A 20,657-nucleotide genomic window follows, 5' to 3' on the forward strand; every position below is an offset into this window, starting at 1 on the left:
ACGGTAAGACAGCGTTTCTCCAGCAGGTGACCGACGAAACTGTGGGGCCGCCCCTCCGCTGGCGGCAACGCCCGGTCCGACCGATAAAAGGCACGGGACCGCCAGTGGGACCCGGACACCGGGTCACCCTGTCCGGGACCGACGGCGGTGGTCGGCGGTCGAGACGGTCACGACGGCGTCACTCGTCGCTCTCGATCACGAGGTTGCCGTCGTCGACGACCGCATCGCCGTCGGCGTCGGTGTAGGGGCCGTCGGCGGAGCCGTTGGTCGCGGCGAAGTCGTACTCTTCGTTGCCGTCGGTGTCGAGGTGCGGCATCGCGAAGACCGTCTGCCCGACTGCTAGCTGATCGCGCTCGTACTCGACGCCGGGCACGTCGAAGAGCACGATCTCCAGGTCCTCGTACTCCCCGGGTTCGAGGTACTCGGAGACGCCGATCACGCTCCCGACCGCGTCTCCGTCGAGCAGCGACACGTTGTGGACGACCACGAAGCCGCCCTCGGAGACGTTGACGCTATCGACGGTGACGGTCGTCCCGTTGGTCGCCTGATCCGCCAGGTCGACGGTCGCGGTCGGGGTCGGCTCCTCGTCGTCTTCCGGCGTCTCGGTCCCGTCGTCCGCAGTTTCGTTCTCCTCGGTGCCCGGCTCAGCCGTCCCGTCCTCGGTTTCGGTGTCTTCGGGAACTGGCTGTTCGGGAGTCGACTCCTCGGTGACGGGTTCTTCGGTGGCCGGTTCCTCAGTTTCCTCTGCAGTTTCGTCTTCGGTTGCAGTATCCTCGGTAGTCGGCGCAACGGGGACCGGCTCCTCGGTTTCCTCTGCAGTTTCGTCTTCGGTAACCGGTTCTTCGGTAACTGGCTCTTCAGCTGCCTCCTCGGTAGTGGGTTCTTCAGTTTCCTCCTCGGTGGGTGGCTCTTCGGTCTCTTCTTCGGTGGCTGGCGTTTCAGGTTCCGCTTCGCTATCCGGTTGCTCGACGGTCACGGCCGCGTCGTCGAGCGTCGCGTCCCCGTCCTCGTCGGTGTAGGGGCCGTCCGCTTGGCCCTCAGTGGCGACGAAGTCGTAGGTCTCGTTGTCGTTCGTGTCGAGGTGGGGCATCGCGATCAGCGTCTGATTCTCCTCGAGCGTCTCGTTCTCGAGGTCGGCCCCGGGTACGTCGAAGAGGTCGACCTCGACGTCCTCGTACTCCCCGGGTTCGAGGTACTCGGAGACACCGATCACGCTCCCGACCGCGTCCCCGTCGAGCAGCGAGGCGTCGTGGATCGCGACGAAGCCGCCGTCGTCGACGGACACCGACTCGATCGTGACGGTGTCGTTGTCGACGGTCTGGTTCTCGAAGGCGATCGAGGCCTCGGGCGGTGCCGGCACGAGCTCGATCTCGGCGAAGTCACCGTCGGTCACCGTGAAGACGCCGTGGGTGTAGTTCCCGGGTTCGACGCCGCTTGCGTTCACCTCGAGCGAGACGGTCTCCTCCGCGCCGCCGTCGAGCGTGACTTCGGTGCTATCCGCGACCGCACCGTCGAAGCGGAACGCGACGGTCTGGGTCGCCTCTGCGTCGTTGGGGTTCCGGACGGTCGCGTTGGCCGTCACGGTCTCACCGACGGTCGCGTTCTCGGGGGCTTCCAGGTCGACCAGCTCGAAGGACTGTTCGAGGCCGATCGTGCCCAGTTGCCAGTCGTTCTCGGTGAACACGCCGTGCTGGAACTCGCCCTCGCTGAGGTTCTGGAGGCCGCTGTCGACCGCGAAGCTGACGGTCGCTTCCTCGTCGGCCTCGACGGTCACCTCCTGATTGGCGATCAGTTGCCCGTCGACGCGGAACTCGACTCGCTCCGTCGTCTCCGAGTCGCCCTGGTTCTCGACCGTGGCGGTGACGTTCAGGGTCTCACCGACGGTCGCGTTCTCGGGTGCGTCGAGTTCGGTCACCGCGAGGCCGTCGACCGCTGCCTCGTCGGTCTCGTTGCCCTCGTCTGCCTCCTCAGTTTCGTCTTCGTCGTCCTCGTCGGCTTCGTCCTCGTCGTCCTCGTCAGGTGGGCCGGCGTCCTCGGGCGGGCCAGCATCCTCAGGCGGACCGGCGTCCTCCGGAGGGCCGGCCTCCTCGGGTGTGCCACCTTCGTCCTCCTCGTCTTCGGCGGTGACGGTGGCGCTGTCGACCACGGCCTCACCGTCGGCCGTGTACGGGCCGTCCTCCTCCCCGTCGGTCTCGACGAAGTCGAAGGCCTCGTCGTCGTCGGAGTCGAGGTGTGCCATCGCGACGAACTCCTCCTCGTCCTCGATATCGTCGTCGAGTTCGACCTCGATATCTTCCGATTCACCCGAGTCGAGGTACTCGGAGACGCCGACGACGTCACCCGCCTCGCCGTCGTCGGATTCGTGGATCACCACGAACCCGCCCTCGGGGAGGTCGGCCGACTCGACCGTGACGGTGTCGTCGTCTACGCTCTGATCTGCGAACGATACGGTGGCCGCGTCCTGTGTCTGACTGCCGAGCGCCCCCGCTGGGAGGACTGCCGCTGCCCCTGCCGAGAGCGCGACGATGCCGGCGATCAAGACTGCGTACTGTCGTGTATTCATCGTCCTGCGACGGAACGAGTAGGGATTTAGGAGGATAAACTGGACAGTTACTTCAAGACGTTTCACCGTAGAATTATGAACGTACGCTGACCCCAACGTGTCTAAGACGGGATTGTTCCGTCCCGGACGCCGTGGAACCGAATAGGCCCGTCTTTCGAGCGGGAAATCCGGCGTTTCGGGCCGTGAAACGTTCGGAAGAGGCCCGGAGTCCGCCAGCATGGGGCCGTTTCGAAGCGGGTTTACCGTGGCCGGACCTCCCGTCGGACATGCACGTGACCTTTCTCGGGACCAGCGGGGCCGTCCCGACGACGATGCGCAACCCGAGCGCGGTGATGGTCCGACGGGAAGGGGAACGCTACCTCTTCGACGCTGGCGAGGGGACACAGCGCCAGATGATGCGCTTTTCGACCGGCTTTGCCGTCTCCCACGTCTTCGTCTCCCACCTCCACGGCGACCACGTCCTCGGTCTCCCCGGGTTGATCCAGACCTGGGACTTCAACGACCGCGAGGACCCCGTCGCCATCCACACGCCCGCGGGCACCCGCCGCCGGATCCGGGAGCTGATCACGGTGACCGGCAACGAACCCTCCTTTCCCGTCCGCGTCGACGAGGTCTCACCCGGCGACGTGGCGCTTTCCGGCGAGAGCTTCGAGGTCCGGGCGTTCGAGACCGACCACCGGGCCACATCCGTCGGCTACGCCATCGTCGAAGACGACCGCAAGGGACGGTTCGACCGCGAGAAAGCCCAGCACGACCTCGGCATCGACCCCGGTCCGAAGTACAGCAAACTCCACAACGGCGAGCCGGTCGAACTCGACGACGGCACCGTCGTCCAGCCCGACCAGGTCGTCGGGCCGCCACGACCCGGCCGACGTGTGGTCTACACCGGTGACACCCGGCCCGCCGAGAGCGTCGTCGAAGCGGCCGCGGACGCGGACCTGCTGATTCACGACGCGACCTTCGCGGAGGACCGCCGCGAGCGTGCGGGTCAGACCGGGCACGCCACGGCGAAGCAGGCCGCCGAGATCGGCAACCGGGCGGGCGCGAAACGGCTGGCGCTCACCCACGTCTCGACCCGCTACGCCGGCCAGTCCGGGCGACTGGAAGACGAGGCCCGCGAGGTGTTCGATGGCGAGGCCTTCCTCCCCGACGACGGGGACGAACTCGACGTGCCGTTCCCTGACGCCGACGCGGACGACCGGGACTGAACTTTTTCCCGTCGGCCGTCCAGATGCCGGTATGACCGACGACTGCCCGTTCTGTGCCATCGTCGGGGGCGACGCGCCGGCCAGCGTCGTCCACGAGACCGACGACACGCTCGCGTTCATGGACATCGCGCCCGTCACCGAGGGCCACGCGCTGGTGATCCCGAAAGCTCACTCGGCGGGACTGGACGGGCTGGACCCCGACACCGGCGGGCGACTGTTTCGGGTGGGCCAGGAGATCGCCGCGGCGTTGCGAGCCTCGGACGTGCCGACCGAGGGCATCAACCTCTTTCTGGCCGACGGCGCGGTCGCGGGTCAGGAGGTCTTTCACGTCCACTTGCACGTGATTCCCCGGACGGGAGACGACGACGTGGTGCTCGGGTTCGAGCGATCCGACCCCGAACGCGAGCGACTGGACGACCTCGCCGACGCGGTGGCGTCGGAACTGTGACCCGGCACGAAGTTTATGGCCCGCAGGTCCCTAGTCCGTGATAGTCGTGAACGCCCGCACGAGCGCGCTCGATGCAGTCGTCTTCGGGGTCGACGTCCAGAGCGGAGACGTGAGGGGTGACGCACCCTCGTACGCCCTCGTTGCCTTCGACGGCGACTCCGTCGACCGCGACGTCGTCTCCCGGCGGAAGCTCCGCCGGCTGATCGAGGACGAAGAGCCCGCCATCGTCGCCACGGACAACATGTACGAACTCGCCGCGGACAAGGACGCCCTGATCCACTTCCTCGGCGAGTTGCCCGACGAGACGAAACTCGTTCAGGTGACCGGCGCGGAGCGGCCGGAACCGCTCTCCCGGGTCGCCGGCCGCCACAACGTCCCCTACGGCAAGGACCCGATGAAAGAGGCCGAGGCGGCGGCGCGGCTGGCGGCCCAGAACGTCGGCCAGGAAGTCTCCGCCTTCACGAACACCACGCAGGTGAAGGTCGCTCGCGGGCGCTCGACCGGCAAAGGCGGCTGGTCGGAGGATCGCTACACCCGCCGGATCCACGGCGCGGTCAAGAAACGCGCCCGTGAGGTCGAGTCGGAACTCGACGACGCCGGCCTCGACTACGAACGTGACGTGACCGAGAAATACGGCGGCTTCTCGAACGCGATCTTCGAGGTGGAGGGCCGACCCGCCGACGTTCCCGTATCCGCACACCGCTCGGGTGACGTGCGGGTCGAGATCGAGCGCGAGCGCCGCGACGGCATCGAGTTCCGGCCGCTGGCCAAGCGCCGCGATCACGTCATCGTCGGCATCGACCCGGGGACGACGACCGCCGCCGCCGTCGTCGACGTCCACGGCGAGGTTCTGGACGTGTTCAGTACGCGTACTGCGGACACGGCGGCGGTGATCGAGTGGATCATCGAGCGCGGGCGGCCGATCGTCGTCGCTGCGGACGTGGAGCCGATGCCCGAGACCGTCGAGAAGATCCGGCGGAGCTTCGAGGCCGCCGCGTGGATCCCCACCAGCGACCTGCCGGTCGACGAGAAGAAACACCGCACCCGAGAGGAAGGATACGACGACGACCACCAGCGCGACGCGCTGGCGGCGGCGCTGTCGGCCTTCGACGCTCACGAGGACCAGTTCGAGCGCGTCGCCGAGAAGGTCCCGCCACAGCACGACCTGGGTGAGGTGCTGGCCCGCGTCGTCGCCGGCGAGGAGTCAGTCGAGGCGGTGCTCTCGGATCTGGAACGCGATCCAGACGACGAGGAGGAGACGACCGAACACACGGTCCGGGAACTCACCGCCGAGGAGAAGAAGATCAAGCGCCTCGAAGCGCGGGTCGACAGGCTGGAAGACCACAACGAGGACCTGAAAGAGACCATCGCGCGCAAGGACGACCGGATCGAGGAGTACGAGCAGGAGCTCTCGGAGGCCCGTCGCGAGGAGCGCCGGGAGGCCCGCGAGCGCCGCGAGATCACCCGGCTGGAGCGGGAGAACGAGCGGTTAGAGCGCGAACTCGACGAGGAACGCGAGCGGGTCGAGAAACTGGAGAGCAAACTCGACCGGCTGAAGGCGCTGTGGAAACTCGACCACTCGGACTTCGCGGACGTCTCGGAGAAACAGGCCGACCTCGTCCCGGTGAAGGTGATCGAGGAGTTCACGCGGGATGCCATCGAACACGCCGACGAGGCCTACGGGCTCGCCGAGGGCGACGTGATCTACCTGCGGGACGGCAGCGGCGCGGGGCGGTCGACGGCCCAGCGCCTCGCCGACGTGAACCCCCGGGTGGTCCTGCGGTCGGGCGGGTCGCTCTCTGAGGCCGCCGACGACCTGCTCTTCGAACACGAGATCCCAGTCGGTCCCGCCGACGACGTGGGGATCCAGGAGGTCGACGAACTCGCGGTCGCTCGCGAGAGCGAGGTCGAAACCGTCATCGAGGACTGGGAGGACCGTGCCGACGAACGCGAGAAACAGAACAACGAGCGGATGGTCGACAGACTGATCAGCGAACACCGGGCCGACCGCCCGGAGAGCTAGGTCATGTCACCGACCCCCATTCCGAGCGCACCCAGAATCGTCGTCACGAACCCGTAGGCGACGAGCAGCAGACCCGCGATCACGAAGCAGAGCCCAGCTGCCACGTAGACGCTCTCCAGCGCGACGACACCGATCCCGCCGAGCAGGAGCACCAGCCCCAGAACACCTGCCGTCCCGATCTTGTCCAGCATACCCGTCTCTCCCGTCTCGGGTAGCTTAAAAACGGTGACTCGGTACGCGGTCGGCGGCCGGCGACGAACCCCCTCGAAGTCGGCGTCAGAACTCGTTGCAGACGGGGATGCCGACGGTCTCGTAGTTGCCCATGTTGGCGATCACGTCCGGGACGTCGTCGAGGGCGACGGTCTCGGTGACGATCTGTCCGGGGTCGATCTTGTCGCGGGCCATCATGCGGAAGATCTGGTCGTACTCGTTCGGCGGCATCCCGAACGAACCGTAGAACTCGCGTTCGTCCATGACCATGTTGTCGATGGGCATCTTGACCTGCCCCTCGTCCTCGCCGGTCGTGAGGCCGATCTGGAGGTGCTGACCGCCCTTTCCGAGGGAGTTGACGGCGGCCTTGCAGGTCTCGGCGACGCCCAGCGCGTCCACGGCCACGTCGACGCCGCCCGTGCCGTCGACGTGTGCCTTGACCGCCTGCGCGGCGTCCTTGACCTCGGTTGCGTTGATGATCTCGTCGGCGCCGAGTCCTTCCGCGGCCCAGAGCTGTTCGTCCTTGATGTCGACGGCGATCACGTTGGCACCGAGCGCGTCGGCGATGTGGACGGCGGAGAGGCCGACGCCGCCACAGCCGTGGATGGCCACCCAGTCGCCGGGCGTGATGTCGACGCGGCTGACCAGCCCGTGGAAGGCCGTGGCGAACCGACAGCCGAGGCCGGCGACGCTGACGGGGTCCACGTCGTCGGGCAGTTTCACGACGTTGTGGTCGGCCTGGCGCACGGGGAACCGCTCGGCGAAGGCCCCGGGGGCCATCTGCAGGAAGCCGAGGGGGACCATCCGGTCACAGATGTTCCCGCGGCCGTCCCGGCAGTGCTGACAGGTGCCGTCGGAGAGGTTGAAGGGTACGGTCACCATGTCACCCTCGCGGAACCGCTCGACGTTGTCCCCCACCTCGACGACGCGGCCGGCCGGTTCGTGGCCGAAGATCAGTCCCTCTGTCGGGACCACGCCGATGTGTCCCCAGTCGCCCTTCCAGGCGTGCCAGTCGCTCCGGCAGATCCCACAGGCCTCGGTCTCGACGACCACCTGATCTTCGTCCGCAGTCGGCTCCTCCACGTCCTGGATCTCCAGCGGTTCTTCGACCCCCTGAAAGACTGCTGCTTTCATACACCCCCAACTATAGAGGGACCCTAATAAAACATTGGTAGGCCTTTTCATACCCCAGATTTCTCAGGGTCGGCCGGTTATATGGGGTAGTTCTTTTTGGGATGTGGTATCTCGCGTGAGATGACAGAATCGGTAGGGCTGTGGAGTCGTGGCCGTTCCGCAGTGTTGAAAAACTTAAACCGTCTGCCCGTCCAACTGGCGACTATGAGCGACAACGAGGGGCGCAAAGACCTCCGGATGCCCGACGACGACGAGGTCTTTGCTGTCGTCATGGACATGCTCGGTGCGAACCGGGTACGCGTCAGGTGCATGGACGGTGTCGAACGCACAGCCCGCATCCCCGGGAAGATGCAGAAACGAATCTGGATCCGGGAAGACGACGTGGTCCTTGTGGAACCGTGGGACTGGCAGGACGAGAAGGCAGACATCACCTGGCGCTACGAGAAACAGGAGGCCGACCAGCTCAGACAGGAGGGCCACATCCAGGAGTAGCGCTGATGTTCGTGTCTCCGGCCCGCGGGGGCCTCGTCGGGAACGTAACGCGAGCGAACGGAGTGAACGAGCGCCGCGGGGAGGCGACGCGAGACCGCAGGGAGCGCGACTGGACCGACCCGCGATTTTCGGCCCGGATTTTCGCCCGACCGAGTGAGCGGATGCGAACGAGGGAGGTGCAAAACGGTGGCTGAGTTCGACCTCGTCGACACCGACGACGTCGACTCGCCCGGCGACGAGTGGGAGGAGATCGACGTTTCAGACACGGAAGCCGACCGTATCGCCCGCAGCCGCGACCGGGAGTTCAGCCAGTTCCGCGAGCGGATCAAGGACGCAGACCAGTTCAAGGTCGAGGCCTCGGTGTTCGACGACGCCACGTACGGCGCCCTCTACAAGCTCGTCCAGGACGGTCACATCGAGGCGTTCGGCGGCCCGATCTCGACGGGCAAGGAAGCCAACGTCTACTCGGCGCTGGGCGGCCGGGCGGCCGCCGACGTGCTGGACACCCCGGACTCGCCCGAGGTCGCCGTCAAGGTCTACCGGATCAACGCATCCGACTTCCGGGACATGCGTGGCTATCTCGACGGTGACCCCCGGTTCGAGGGCATCGGCTCGAACAAGAGCGACGTGGTGAAGGCGTGGGTCCGCAAGGAGTACGCCAACCTCGAACGCGCCCGGCAGGCCGGTGTCAGGGTCCCGGAACCGATCGCCGTCGAGCGCAACGTCCTCGTGATGGAACTGCTCGGGATCGACGAGGGGCGGGCGAAACGGCTCTCGGAAGTCCACGTCGAGAACCCCGAGACCGCCTTGGAAGTGGTCCGGGAGTACATGCGCCGGCTCTACGACGCCGGCCTCGTCCACGGCGACCTCTCGGAGTACAACGTCGTCCTCCACGGCGAGGAACTGGTCGTCATCGACCTCGGCCAGGCGGTCACCGTCCACCACCAGAACAGCCGCGAGTTCCTCGAACGGGACTGTCACAACGTCGCCTCCTTTTTCCGCCGGCAAGGCCTCGAAATCGAGGACGACGACCTGCTCGCGTTCGTGACCGACGACGAAGACGGGGGCGACTGAGCCCCTCTCTCACTCGATTTCCGGAAGCACCTCGTCTTCGTAGGTCTCGAAGAACCCGTCCACGTCCGCGCCGACCTGGTGGACGACGACGTGATCGAACCCCGAATCGGCGAACTCCTCGATGTTTCCCACGTGGGCAGCCGGGTCGGGGTCGGTGACGGTACTTCCAGCCGCGATATCTTCCTTCTCGACGGACTGGCTGGCCTGCTCGAAGTGGACCGGCGTCGCCAGTTCCGAGGAGAGATCGCCCGGGAGTGCGCTGTTGGGCCAGCGTTCGTACGCGGAGTCGACGGCCTCGTCCTCGGTCTCGGCGTAGGAGATCGTCAGCTGGGCGTAGGCCGGGCCCGACCCGCCTTCGTCCTCGAACCGTTCCCGAACCGACTCCTGCGGGCCGACGGTGTAGAGACCGTCGCCGATGTCGGCGGCGAGTTCGGCCGCCTTCGGGCCGTACGCGGAGACGTAGATCGGCGGCGGCTCCTCGGGCAGGGTGAACAGGCGGGCGTTCTCGACGGTGTAGTGGGTGCCGTGATGGGTGATCTCCGCGCCGCGCCAGAGCGCGCGGATCACACCGAGGGCCTCCTCCAGCATCTCCCGGCGGACGGAACTGGGCGGCCAGTAGTCGCCGACGACGTGTTCGTTGAGCCGTTCGCCCGTGCCGACGCCGAAGAAGAAGCGCCCGTCGAGCGCCGCGGCGGCGGTCGCGGTCGCCTGCGCGAGGATGGCCGGGTGGTAGCGCTGGTTGAGCGCGGTCACGCCCGTCCCGACGGTGATGTCGTCGGTTGCTTCGGCGATCCCCCCGAGCGTCGTCCAGGCGAAGGGGCTCTCGCCCTGCTCGGGGATCCAGGGGTGGAAGTGATCGGAGACGGCGACGAAGTCGAAGCCGGCCCGCTCGGCGCGGGCCGCCTGGTCGACCAGTTCGCTCGGGCCGAAGAGCTCGCTCGACAGTGCGAAGCCGACCTCGGTCACGGTGGGTCACCACGCATGGGCCCACCGTCGGTCGCGGCGGCCATAACCTCGGGCCCGGCACGTGCAACCCGGCGGTCGGTCGGCGTGTCATCGCCCGACGGCGACGGCAAACGGAGCGTCCGCGACCCGCGGCTCGGCGGCGGCCACCGTGCGAAGCCTTGAAACCGCGTGGTATCGTAGTTGCGAGCATATTATGCAGCACGTGAAGATACCGCAGGACCGCATCGGCGTACTCATCGGTGAGGGCGGCGAGACGATGCGCGAGATCGAAGAGCGCGCGGAGGTTCGCCTCGACATCGACTCCGAGAGCGGGTCCGTCCGCATCGAGAAGGTAGGTGACCCCATCGTGGGGCTGAACGGCCCGGACATCGTGAAGGCCATCGGCCGCGGGTTCGCCCCGGAGGACGCCCTGGAACTGCTCGCCGACGACCTGATGATGTTCGAGGAGGTCGATCTGAAGGCCGCCTCCCGGAACAAGAAGGACATGCGCCGGAAGAAGGGCCGCCTCATCGGCGAGGACGGCCGGACCCGCGAACTGATGGAGGACCTCTCCGGCGCGGCCGTCGTCATCTACGGCTCGACGCTGTCGATCATCGGCCAGCCCGAACAGGTCGACACCGTCCGCGAGGCCACCGAGATGATCCTGGAGGGCGCACCCCACGGCTCGGTCTACTCGTTCCTCGAGCGCCGCCACAACGAGATGAAACGCGAGGGCATGGAGTACCACCAGTTCACCGGCTAGAGCCGTCTACCGCTCTTCTTTCGTCTCCCCGGTATTCGACGCCGTCGTCTCTTTCCCGAACCAGTCGGCCCACAGCGGCCGGAACGCGTCCTCGCCCTCGGAGATGCGGTCCCAGTCGGTGAGCCCGCGCTCCTCGTCGCTCCCGGGGATCGTGTTGTCGAACACGAGCGCCGTGAGGCCGCCGACCGCCATGCCGGTCGTGCCGACGACGTAGACCGTGTTGGCGACCGCCTCCGTGCCCAGAACCGAGCCGGCGAGGGGGATCCCGGCCAGTCCCGCCTGGAAGGTGGCCACGTCGCCGACGTTGGCCATGTACTCGGGGATGGCGAGGCCGACGAAAAGGGAGATGCCGAGGACGAACACGTTCCGCGAGGAGTCCAGATCGACGTACTTCAGGTTCGAGAGGCCGACGGCGACGATCTGGCCGAACATGGCGACGAACAGGCCGCCGACGATGGGGTCGGGCACGGTCGCGACCAGCTGGCCGAAGTAGCCGACGAACCCGACGACCAACATCACGAGCGCGCCGACCTGGACGACCGCACGCGAGGCCACGCCGGTCAGGCCGATGGCCCCGATGTTCTCGGAGTAGGAGGTCGCGCCGGCCGTCCCCATGATCCCGGAGAAGACGTTGGTAAGTCCCTCCATGCCGATGCCGTGGTTGATGCGGCGCTCGCTGGGCATGCCGTTCCCGGTCAGGCGCGCGACGGCGTGGTAGTCCCCGAAGCTCTCGACGATGGAGGCCAGCACGCCGGCGAACATGCCGATGGCGAAGGCCAGCTCGAAGCGGGGCATCCCCCACTGGAGTGGGGTGATCGGGAACACCGGCCGGGCCTCGGTGACCGCGCCGAAGTCGACGTAGCCGGCGGCCCCCGGTGTATACACGCCCGTTGCGGAGAGGATGGCCGCGACGGTCCAGGCGATCACCACGCCCAGCAGGACGGGAAACAGGCTGAACGCGCGGTGGCGGCGGTCGAGGTACTGCGAGAACAGGACGATCAGGCCCAGTGTGAGCCCCAGCAGCCACCAGTCGGTGGTGGCGGCGGTGATCTGGGGCGTGTTGAACAGCGCCAGTCCGATGAGGGTGATCGTGGGGGCGACGACGACCGGCGAGAGGAAGGCTCTGAGCTTCCCGACGATGCCCAGATAGCCGATGGCGACCTCCGCCAGCGCGGCGACGATGATCGCACCCTGCAGTACCTGGAGTTTGGCCTGCCAGCCCGGGAGCCCGCCCGTGGCGGTCGCGGTCGTCACGATGGCGATCGCCGGCGCGAGCATCGAGAATGGCGCGCCCTGAACGATCGGGTAGCGGTTCCCGATCGTGGTCTGGGCGAGCGTCGCGATACCGGAGACGACGAAGAACGTGCCGACGAACCGCGCGGTCACGTCGGTGGGCATCTCGAGCGCGCCCGCGAGGATCAGCGGGACCGCGACGTTGGCCCCGACCATCGTGAGGTAGTGCTGGAGGCCGAGCAGTATCGACGCCCCCAGCCCCGGCCAGTCGTCGACTCCGTACTCAACGAACGACGCCTCCGCACCATCCTCGGCCTCAGTACCCATCGGTAGGGGCTGTGACCTGGCGGGCAAAACTCCGTCGGTCTCGGCCGACGCTCACTCCTCGTCGTCTTCCAGCGACACGTCGCCGATGGCCTCGGCGATGTCGTCGTCGGCCGCGGCCTCCTCCTCGGTCTCGCCCTCGTCGAGGTCCATCGCCTCCTGCTCGGGTTCGATATCGTCGTCCAGACTCGCGGGCTCGCCGCCGTCCCCGCCGCCCAGATCCGGTTCCGTGTCGCTGGATCCCAGACCGGCACCGCCAGCGTCCGCGTTCGTGCTCGCGGCCCCGCCGGACTGTCCGAGGTCGGCGTCGGGGTTGGTCGGCTCGTCCAGGTCGAGCTGGCGTTCGAGCAGTTTCACGCGCTCTTCCAGTTCCGAGACCCGGCTGGCGACGGCCGGGGCCTGCGTGCTCGCCAGATCCGACATCGGCCGGTTGGCGACGATCCACCGGAGGTACGCACCCCGGTCGTCGAACCCTTGGAGCTGGGCCTCCTCGTCCAACTCGGCGACCAGATCGTCGTCCAGACGTAGGCGAATCTCCATCGACCGAACATATGTGAACCGCTACCGTAAATGTGGGTGCCGATACGCCCCATCGTCACCGCCCCGCCCGCCGTCCCGGTGTTTAAACGCCGGCTTGCCACACGGTACCACGCCAGCCAGCGGCGCCGCCGGTTGGCGGTTTCCCCTGCGGGTAACACAACGCTTATATAGAATGGCAATACAACTTTTCCGTGACTATGGCTCAGCAGATGGGTAACCAGCCCCTCATCGTACTCTCCGAGGACAGTCAGCGGACATCGGGGAAGGACGCACAGTCGATGAACATCACGGCCGGGAAGGCCGTCGCCGAGTCCGTTCGGACCACGCTCGGTCCGAAAGGGATGGACAAGATGCTCGTGGGCGACACGGGCAGCGTCGTCGTCACGAACGACGGCGTCACCATCCTCGACGAGATGGACATCGAGCACCCCGCGGCCAACATGATCGTCGAGGTCGCCCAGACCCAGGAGGACGAGGTCGGCGACGGGACGACGACCGCGGTCGTCATCTCCGGTGAACTCCTCGCGAAGGCCGAGGACCTGCTGGACCAGGACATCCACGCCACGATCCTGGCCCAGGGGTACCGACAGGCCGCCGAGAAGGCAAAGGAGATCCTCGAGGACATGGCCATCGAGGTCAGCGAGGACGACACCGACATCCTCGAACAGATCGCCGCGACCGCGATGACCGGCAAGGGCGCCGAGAACGCCAAGGACACCCTGGCCTCGCTCGTCGTCGACTCCGTCCGTGCCGTCGCAGACGACGAGGGCATCGACACGGACAACATCAAAGTCGAGAAGGTCGTCGGCGGCTCCATCGACGAGTCCGAACTCGTCGAGGGCGTCATCGTCGACAAGGAGCGCGTCCACGACAACATGCCCTACGCCGTCGAGGACGCCGACGTGGCCCTGCTGGACACGGCCATCGAGGTCCCCGAGACCGAACTCGACACCGAGGTCAACGTCACCGACCCCGACCAGCTCCAGCAGTTCCTCGATCAGGAGGAAAAACAGCTCAAGGAGATGGTCGACAACCTCAAAGAGGCCGGCGCAGACGTCGTCTTCTGCCAGAAGGGCATCGACGACATGGCCCAGCACTACCTCGCCCAGGAGGGTATTCTGGCTGTGCGCCGCGCCAAGAAGTCCGACATCAAGGCCCTCGCCCGCTCGACGGGCGCTCGCGTCGTCTCCAACATCGACGACGTCACCGAGGACGACCTCGGATTCGCCGGCTCCGTCGCCGAGAAGGACATCGGCGGCGACCAGCGCATCTTCGTCGAGGACGTCGAGGACGCCAAGGCCGTCACGATGATCCTGCGCGGCGGCACCGACCACGTCGTCGACGAGGTCGAACGCGCCATCGAGGACTCCCTCGGTGTGGTCTCCGTCACCCTCGAAGACGGGCAGGTCCTCCCCGGCGGCGGCGCACCCGAGACCCAGCTCGCGCTCGGTCTCCGTGACTACGCCGACTCCGTGGGTGGCCGCGAGCAGCTGGCCGTCGAGGCCTTCGCGGACGCCATCGACGTCGTCCCGCGCACGCTCGCCGAGAACGCCGGTCTCGACCCGATCGACTCGCTGGTCGACCTGCGCAGCAAGCACGCCGACGGCAACACCACGTCCGGTCTCGACGCCTACACCGGCGAGGTCATCGACATGGAGGACGACGGCGTCGTCGAACCCCTCCGCGTCAAGACCCAGGCCGTCGAGAGCGCCACCGAGGCCGCCGTGATGATCCTGCGCATCGACGACGTCATCGCTGCCGGCGACCTCAAGGGTGGCCAGAGCGACGACGACGGTGACGAAGGACCACCTGCCGGCGGCCCCGGCGGCGCGCCCGGCGGTATGGGCGGCGGCATGGGCGGCATGGGCGGCGGCATGGGCGGCATGATGTAAACCCACTTTTTGCACCTCACTCGGGCGCCTCGCGCCCTCGTTCGGGCAAAAACGTGGGGAAAAATCTCGGCTCGCTCCAGTGGGCGCGCACGGCGCGCCCGTAGTCGCTCGCCGAGGTTCCGCGCGCTCGCGGGGCTTCGCCCCGCTCGCGTGCGGTGCAACGCCTCGCTGCCCGCCGCACTGCACCCGCACCGCTCGGTCGAACGCAATTCCGTTTCTTTCGTGACCGCTCGCCAGCGACGGCGCCCGAACATGTAGAAGACATTTCACGCTGGGGGTTCCCCACACTGCCATGTGCCCTCCCACTCGGCGGGCGGTCCTCGGTGCCGTTCCCGCCATCGCCGCCGGTCTCGCCGGCTGTAGTCTCTCCGACGACGACGAACCGCCCGTTCCAGCCGCCTGGACGACCGACATAGCGTCACCGCTCCCGGGCGTCCAGTTCGGAGACGGCCCCCTCCTGATCGGCTCGGCGTACTACTCGGACCGCGAACCCCTCGTCGCCGGACTCGACCCGGCCACCGGGGAGACCCAGTGGTCGGTCGAACGGCTCCACGAGGACGAACGGGGCTCACCGGTCAGCGGTGCCGACGGCGTCGCCTACACCTTCTCGACGACCGGCACCGTCCGCGCGCTGGACGCCGCGTCCGGCGACTACCGCTGGCGGGTCTCCATCTCCGGCCTCCCCGAACCCGACCCCGGGGTCGCCGCGTTCGCGCCGATGCCGGTCGACGACCTGATACTCGTCCCCGTCTCCGGACGGGAAGACGACGTGGCCGATCGGATCGTCGCGCTGGACGCGGACGACGGCGGGCAGCGGTGGTCCTACCCCCTCGCCGCCTCCCTCTCGGGCCGACCCGACGTGACCGACGGGGCCGTCGTTCTCCCCCAGACCGACGGCGTCGTCGAGGCGGTCGACCTGTCCGGCGACCGACGCTGGTCGATCTCGAAGCCGACTCCCTACACCGGTGTGACGGCCGAAAACGGGGTTGCCTACGTGGGTAACGTCGCGGAGCGGATCGAAGCGCTCGACGTCGAGTCGGGGGAGCGACGGTGGCAGTCGCCGACGGACAACGCCGTCACGACGCCACCGGTCCTCGACGGCGCGGACGGGTCGGGTTCGGGGACGGTCTACGTCGGTGCTGGGGACCACTACGTGTACGCGGTCGACGCCGCGAGTGGGACCCGGCGGTGGCGGACCGAGACGCGGGCGGCGGTCACGAGCGGCCCGGCACACACCGGCGACGCGCTCGTCGCGATCGCGGGCGGCCCCTTCGAGGAACGGGCGCGAGGACAGCACGTCCCTCTCGGCGTCTCGCCGTCGCTCCACGTTCTCGGGGCCGACGATGGATCTCGGCGCGAGCGGTTCATCACGGAGGGGTATCAGAGCGAGGGCGATCTGTGGTGGGTGGCCGCCGTCGGCGACCACGTGTACGTCGGACAGGAACGGCAACTGCTGCGACTCGACGGGGGTGTGCTCGATGCGTAGCGACCCGCCGGACGGCGATGGTGCGCGAGCGGACGGGTCCCGACTGCCCACGACCCGCCGGACGCTGCTTCGATCGGTCGGGGTCGCGGGTACCCTCTCGCTCGCCGGGTGTTCGTCCCTGCTCGGCGTCTCCCCGGACTGGACCGCGGACCTCGACGAGGCCGCCAGGGCGGGCCCGCCGGCCGTGACCGACGATACCGTCGTCGTGGGGGCACAGGACAAGGCCCTGTACGCGGTCGGGACCGAGAACGGCGAGCGCCGCCTCCGCGTCGAGACCGGCGGGCCGATCGAGTCCCGGCCGGCCGTCCCCGACGAGGGCGAGTTCGTCCACGTCCACAGCACCGACGGGGACTGCTACGGCGCCCACCTCGACGACGGGATCCAGTGGACGGTCGAAGGGGAAGCGGTCGACGCCGACATCGAGAGACGCGGGCCGGCGCTGCTATCGCTCACGGATCGGCGGAACGGGGACGGCTACACGCTGCGGGCCGTCGGGGCGAGCGACGGGACCCCGCTCTGGGAGCGGGTGATCGCGACCTACCGAATCCCGACCGGTGCCGGATCGCGAACGGTCGTCCCGGTCGCGGCCGCCGACACCGTCGAATCGAACGACTCGACCCGTGCGGTCGCGCTCGACACGGCCACCGGATCGACCGCCTGGTCGGCGACGTACGAGGCCCCGCCGGCTGTCGCCGCCGACGCCGACCTGGTCGCCCTCCTCGGCCGGACCGAAGGCGAGTTCGGCGTCGCCGGTTACGACCCGGCCGACGGGAGGCGACGGTGGTGGACGCCCATCGAACGATCGCTAGCCCTCGTCAGTGATCTGGCCCTCGGGCCACACGTGATAGTCGCGACGGACGGGGACGACGGTGGGGCGGCCGTCGGGGTCGACCGCGAGAGTGGTGCCGTCGCGTGGCGACAGTCGCCCGAGGGCCAGATCAGGGACCTGGCGGCGGGTCCCGAAACGACCGTCGTCGCCAGACGCGTCCAGCGCGACGACGAGAGCCGGATCCAGCTCCAGGCCTACGGTGCCGACGGGAGCCAGCGATGGACGACCGTGCTCGACGCCGCCAAAGCGGAGCGGACCGCCGTCGTCGGATCGACGGTGCTCGCGAGCGACGAGCACAGTCTCACCGCGCTGGCCATCGAGACCGGCGAGACGCGGTGGCGGTACGAGTCCGAGGAGAGCCGTCAGATCGCCTTCGCAGCGACGGCCGACGCCGCGTTCGTCAGCCACGTCGACACCGGCGAACTCGTTCGCCTCTCGCTGTGAGTCTCCGTCGGTCGCGCCCGAACCGGACCGCGCCGTAGTCGAGGTCCGCCGTTACCCCTTCGCCGGTCTCGACCTGCAACAGCACCGAGCTGTTCCGGCCTAACTCTCGGGGGCCCGTCTGTCCCGGGGTTGGAACTAAGTCCCGCGGCCGACCAGATGCGGGTATGGAGACGCTGCTGCTGGACCCCGACGCCGTCGAGGAGAGTGCCCAGCTACCGGCGGTCGTCGAGGCCGTCGAGGCGGCGTTCGCCGCCTACGCGGGCGGCGACGCGCAGATGCCCGCCAAGTCCTACATCGACCTGCCGCAGTACGACGGGGACTTCCGGTCGATGCCCGCCTACCTCGCCACCGACGAGTGGGACGGCGCTGGCATCAAGTGGGTCAACTCCCACCCCGGCAATCCCGAGGACCACGGCCTCCCGACGGTGATGGGGACGATGATCTACTCCGATCCCGAGACGGCCGTTCCGCTCGCGATCATGGACGGGACGACGCTGACCCGCAAGCGGACCGGCGCGGCCGCCGCCGTCGCCACCGACCACCTCGCCGTCGAGGACGCAACCTCGCTCGGCCTCGTCGGTGCCGGCGTGCAGGCTCGCGCCCAGCTAGCGGCCATCGCCACGGTTCGGGACATCGAGACCGTCGTCGTCGCCGACAAGGACCCGGACGCCGTCGCGGACTTCCGGGCGGCCGTGGCGGACAGCTACGACGTGCGGGCGGGCTCGATCGCCGACGCCGTCGGCTGTGACGTGGTGTCGACGACGACGCCGGTCAGAGAGCCAATCGTCCCCCGCGAGGCCGTCGGCGATAACACGCACATCAACGCGATGGGGGCCGACGCCGAGGGGAAACACGAACTCGCAGACGGGATCCTGCTGGACGCGAAACTGGTCATCGACGACCACGCCCAGTGTACCCACTCCGGGGAGATCAACGTCCCCTACGCTGCGGGGACGCTCGGCGACGAGGACATCCACGCCGAACTCGGCGCGGTCGTTATCGGTGAGGCCAGTGGTCGGACCGAGGCGGACGGCATCACTGTCTTCGACTCGACGGGGCTGGCCATTCAGGACGTGGCCAGCGCCCACGTCGTCTACGAGTACGCCAGCGAACACGACGTGGGGACGGCGATGGAACTGGTCGGGACCGACCTCTAGCTGGTCTGTCGGCCGACGAACTCGACCGTCTTGGAGGCGAGCCAGAACAGGAGCAGGAAGGGGACCAGCGGCAGGACGACAACGACCAACACGAGCGCGATGAGCCAGCCGATCACGTCCATCTCCATATCCGGGCGACTCGTGTACGGTTCGGTCACGGTCCGGAGTGGCTCGGGCAGTGAGGAGTCGGCGTCTCGCTCGCTCATACCGGCCGCTCCACGGAGCGACGGATAAAACGACGTGACCGTTCTCGCGGGACAGTCGGGTGCGGGAAAATAAGGCGCCCTTACCGCTCCGGAGTTGCGGTCACTCGGTCAGCCGCTGGAGCGATTCGTTGATCTCGTTGACGGTGGCGGTCTGTTCCTCGTTGGCGGCGGCCACGTCCTCGATCTCCGCGGAGACCTGCTCGGCTTTGTCGACGACGCCGTCGATCATGCTGGCGATCTCCTCGGTCGAGGCGGCCTGATCGTCGGTCGCGTCCGAGACCTGTCGGACGCCGTCGGCGGCCTCCCGGGCCACCTCGGCGATCTCCTCTAAGCGCTCCATCGCCGTCTCGACCTGTTCCATCCCCGTCTCGACCTGCTCGGTCATCCGTTCGAGGCTCTCGACGGTCCGCTCGGTGTCGTTCTGGATCGCCCGAACCCGGGCTTCGATCTCGCCGGCCCGGTCCTGTGACTCCCCGGCGAGTTCCTTGACCTCGTCGGCGACGACGGCGAAGCCCGACCCCGCCTCGCCGGCCCGCGCCGCCTCGATGGAGGCGTTCAGCGCGAGGATGTTCGTCTGGTCGGCGATGTCGTTGATCACCTCGACGATCTCGTCGATCTCGTCGACGCGGTCCCGCAGGTCGTCGACGGAGTCGGTCACCGACTCCGTCGAGTCGTTCACGTCGTCCATCACGTCGATCGCCTCTTGGCCGGCCGTCCGCCCCTCGTCGGCGAGGTCCGCCGCCTCCTGGCTCGTCGTCGCCACTTCGTCGGAGGTCGACGCGATCTCCTCGACGGTCGCGCTCAACTGGGACACCTCCGAGGCGACGGTTTCGACGTCCTGGGACTGCTCGTCGGCGAGGTCGCTGATCTCGCTGGCGCTCTCCGCGACGGCCCCGGCCGACCGCTCCAGCTCCGCGGTCCGCCGGCCCACGTCCGCGACGAGGTCCGACAGCTGTTCGGCCATCCGGTTGACGGCGTCGACGACCGCCAGAATCTCGTCGTCGAGGCGATCCGAGTCGAAGGAGGCCCGCGCGTCGAGGTCGCCGTCGGCGATCGACGTGAGCGTGCCCGACACTTCCTCGACCAGCCCGTGTAACTGCTCGCGCCGGCGTACCTCCGCCGTCTGGTCTTTCACCATCTCGACGGCACCGACCAACTCGTCACCCTCGTACAGCGGCGCGGCGCTGAACTCGATCTCCCGCTCGGTCCCGTCCGCCGCGACCATCGTGCTCGTGTCGCCGTACAGCGTGTAGCCCACGTCGTCGATCCGGGGAACACCGAACTCCTCGTCGGCCGACTCGGGCGCTTCGAGAACCTTGTCGGCCAGCGTCTTCGAACGCCGGCCGTCGTGGTAGAACGCCTGGCTGGCCATCTCCATGGCCTGTGCATCCGCCTCGGAGTGGCCCGTCAACTGCCTGAGCCCCTCGTTCCAGGTGACGATCTCGTGGTCCGCGTCCAGGACGAAAATCGACGCGTCGAGGTGATCCAGTATCGGGCCGAACGACAGCGGGAACTGCCCGCTGTCCGGACTCGGCTCTGCATCCGGCACCGACGACTCTGTTTCGGACCGGTTTTGTGACGCCATGGTTCTGGGTGAGGGGTTTCCGAGTCCCTCGTAATAATCTATTGGGTAGTTTCTGATAAATCTGCCACGAATTAACGTTTCAGGACATATACCCTGCCACC

Annotated in this window: 18 protein-coding genes; 10 read left to right on the plus strand and 8 right to left on the minus strand. The window is 67.9% G+C overall.

Annotation, left to right across the window (positions count from 1 at the left end; all coding sequences use genetic code 11):
• Window positions 1-178: 178 nt before the first annotated feature.
• A complete protein-coding gene (locus BV210_RS09910; RefSeq protein WP_077206513.1) occupies window positions 179-2,563 on the minus strand; it encodes a CARDB domain-containing protein in 2,385 nt (794 codons plus the stop codon).
• Window positions 2,564-2,829: 266 nt separating this feature from the next.
• Here BV210_RS09910 and rnz point away from each other — a divergent pair, with 266 nt between their 5' ends.
• The 3 genes from rnz to BV210_RS09925 are packed head-to-tail and all read left to right on the plus strand — an operon-like array spanning window position 2,830 to window position 6,242.
• Window positions 2,830-3,771, plus strand: a complete 942-nt coding sequence (rnz, locus tag BV210_RS09915; RefSeq protein ID WP_077206514.1) for a ribonuclease Z — start codon at window positions 2,830-2,832, stop codon at window positions 3,769-3,771.
• A gap of 31 nt (window positions 3,772-3,802) precedes the next feature.
• Window positions 3,803-4,219: an HIT family protein gene (locus BV210_RS09920; RefSeq protein ID WP_077206515.1), complete on the plus strand. Its 417-nt coding sequence runs from the start codon at window positions 3,803-3,805 to the stop codon at window positions 4,217-4,219.
• A gap of 46 nt (window positions 4,220-4,265) precedes the next feature.
• Window positions 4,266-6,242, plus strand: coding sequence for a DUF460 domain-containing protein (locus tag BV210_RS09925; RefSeq protein ID WP_077206516.1), 1,977 nt, complete (start codon window positions 4,266-4,268; stop codon window positions 6,240-6,242).
• Here BV210_RS09925 and BV210_RS09930 read toward each other — a convergent pair.
• Together BV210_RS09930 and BV210_RS09935 are read right to left on the minus strand one after the other, a co-directional pair.
• Complete coding sequence (locus BV210_RS09930) at window positions 6,239-6,433, minus strand: hypothetical protein (RefSeq protein WP_077206517.1); 195 nt, start codon at window positions 6,431-6,433, stop codon at window positions 6,239-6,241. The two genes, BV210_RS09925 and BV210_RS09930, sit on opposite strands and share 4 nt — an antisense overlap.
• Before the next feature lie 85 nt (window positions 6,434-6,518).
• Window positions 6,519-7,586 carry a zinc-dependent alcohol dehydrogenase family protein gene (locus BV210_RS09935; protein ID WP_077206518.1) on the minus strand — a complete coding sequence of 356 codons (1,068 nt, stop codon included), beginning with the start codon at window positions 7,584-7,586 and terminating at the stop codon, window positions 6,519-6,521.
• 204 nt (window positions 7,587-7,790) lie between these two features.
• Here BV210_RS09935 and eif1A point away from each other — a divergent pair, with 204 nt between their 5' ends.
• Window positions 7,791-8,078, plus strand: a complete 288-nt coding sequence (eif1A, locus tag BV210_RS09940) for a translation initiation factor eIF-1A (protein WP_077206519.1) — start codon at window positions 7,791-7,793, stop codon at window positions 8,076-8,078.
• Between the two features lie 186 nt (window positions 8,079-8,264).
• Complete coding sequence (gene rio1 / locus BV210_RS09945; protein ID WP_077206520.1) at window positions 8,265-9,152, plus strand: serine/threonine-protein kinase Rio1; 888 nt, start codon at window positions 8,265-8,267, stop codon at window positions 9,150-9,152.
• 9 nt (window positions 9,153-9,161) lie between these two features.
• Here the strand turns inward: rio1 and BV210_RS09950 are convergent, their stop codons facing one another.
• Window positions 9,162-10,118 carry a TIGR03557 family F420-dependent LLM class oxidoreductase gene (locus BV210_RS09950; RefSeq protein ID WP_077206521.1) on the minus strand — a complete coding sequence of 319 codons (957 nt, stop codon included), beginning with the start codon at window positions 10,116-10,118 and terminating at the stop codon, window positions 9,162-9,164.
• A 193-nt stretch (window positions 10,119-10,311) separates the two neighbouring features.
• Between BV210_RS09950 and BV210_RS09955 the strand changes: the two genes are divergently transcribed.
• Window positions 10,312-10,860, plus strand: coding sequence for a pre-rRNA-processing protein PNO1 (locus tag BV210_RS09955; protein ID WP_077206522.1), 549 nt, complete (start codon window positions 10,312-10,314; stop codon window positions 10,858-10,860).
• A gap of 6 nt (window positions 10,861-10,866) precedes the next feature.
• Here BV210_RS09955 and BV210_RS09960 read toward each other — a convergent pair whose 3' ends face one another.
• Both BV210_RS09960 and BV210_RS09965 read right to left on the minus strand, forming a co-directional pair.
• Window positions 10,867-12,420, minus strand: a complete 1,554-nt coding sequence (locus BV210_RS09960) for a uracil-xanthine permease family protein (protein WP_077206523.1) — start codon at window positions 12,418-12,420, stop codon at window positions 10,867-10,869.
• A 51-nt stretch (window positions 12,421-12,471) separates the two neighbouring features.
• Window positions 12,472-12,957, minus strand: coding sequence for a hypothetical protein (locus BV210_RS09965; RefSeq protein ID WP_077206524.1), 486 nt, complete (start codon window positions 12,955-12,957; stop codon window positions 12,472-12,474).
• A gap of 209 nt (window positions 12,958-13,166) precedes the next feature.
• Between BV210_RS09965 and thsA the strand changes: the two genes are divergently transcribed.
• The 4 genes from thsA to BV210_RS09985 all read left to right on the plus strand — a co-directional run bounded on the left by thsA (window position 13,167) and on the right by BV210_RS09985 (window position 18,765).
• Window positions 13,167-14,849, plus strand: coding sequence for a thermosome subunit alpha (gene thsA / locus BV210_RS09970; protein ID WP_077206525.1), 1,683 nt, complete (start codon window positions 13,167-13,169; stop codon window positions 14,847-14,849).
• A gap of 292 nt (window positions 14,850-15,141) precedes the next feature.
• Window positions 15,142-16,335 carry a PQQ-binding-like beta-propeller repeat protein gene (locus tag BV210_RS09975; protein ID WP_077206526.1) on the plus strand — a complete coding sequence of 398 codons (1,194 nt, stop codon included), beginning with the start codon at window positions 15,142-15,144 and terminating at the stop codon, window positions 16,333-16,335.
• A complete protein-coding gene (locus tag BV210_RS09980) occupies window positions 16,328-17,608 on the plus strand; it encodes a PQQ-binding-like beta-propeller repeat protein (protein ID WP_077206527.1) in 1,281 nt (426 codons plus the stop codon). The genes BV210_RS09975 and BV210_RS09980 overlap by 8 nt, the downstream gene beginning before the upstream one ends.
• Before the next feature lie 164 nt (window positions 17,609-17,772).
• Window positions 17,773-18,765 carry an ornithine cyclodeaminase family protein gene (locus BV210_RS09985; protein ID WP_077206528.1) on the plus strand — a complete coding sequence of 331 codons (993 nt, stop codon included), beginning with the start codon at window positions 17,773-17,775 and terminating at the stop codon, window positions 18,763-18,765.
• On the opposite strand, the gene BV210_RS09990 is transcribed toward BV210_RS09985, so the two are convergent.
• Together BV210_RS09990 and BV210_RS09995 are read right to left on the minus strand one after the other, a co-directional pair.
• Window positions 18,762-18,971: a hypothetical protein gene (locus tag BV210_RS09990; protein ID WP_077206529.1), complete on the minus strand. Its 210-nt coding sequence runs from the start codon at window positions 18,969-18,971 to the stop codon at window positions 18,762-18,764. The two genes, BV210_RS09985 and BV210_RS09990, sit on opposite strands and share 4 nt — an antisense overlap.
• 100 nt (window positions 18,972-19,071) lie before the next feature.
• On the minus strand, window positions 19,072-20,556 hold the full coding sequence (locus BV210_RS09995; protein ID WP_077206530.1) for a methyl-accepting chemotaxis protein: 1,485 nt from the start codon (window positions 20,554-20,556) through the stop codon (window positions 19,072-19,074).
• Window positions 20,557-20,657 lie beyond the last annotated feature (101 nt).

The sequence above is a fragment of the Halorientalis sp. IM1011 genome (genome assembly GCF_001989615.1).
In the GTDB taxonomy this organism is placed as follows: Archaea; Halobacteriota; Halobacteria; order Halobacteriales; family Haloarculaceae; genus Halorientalis.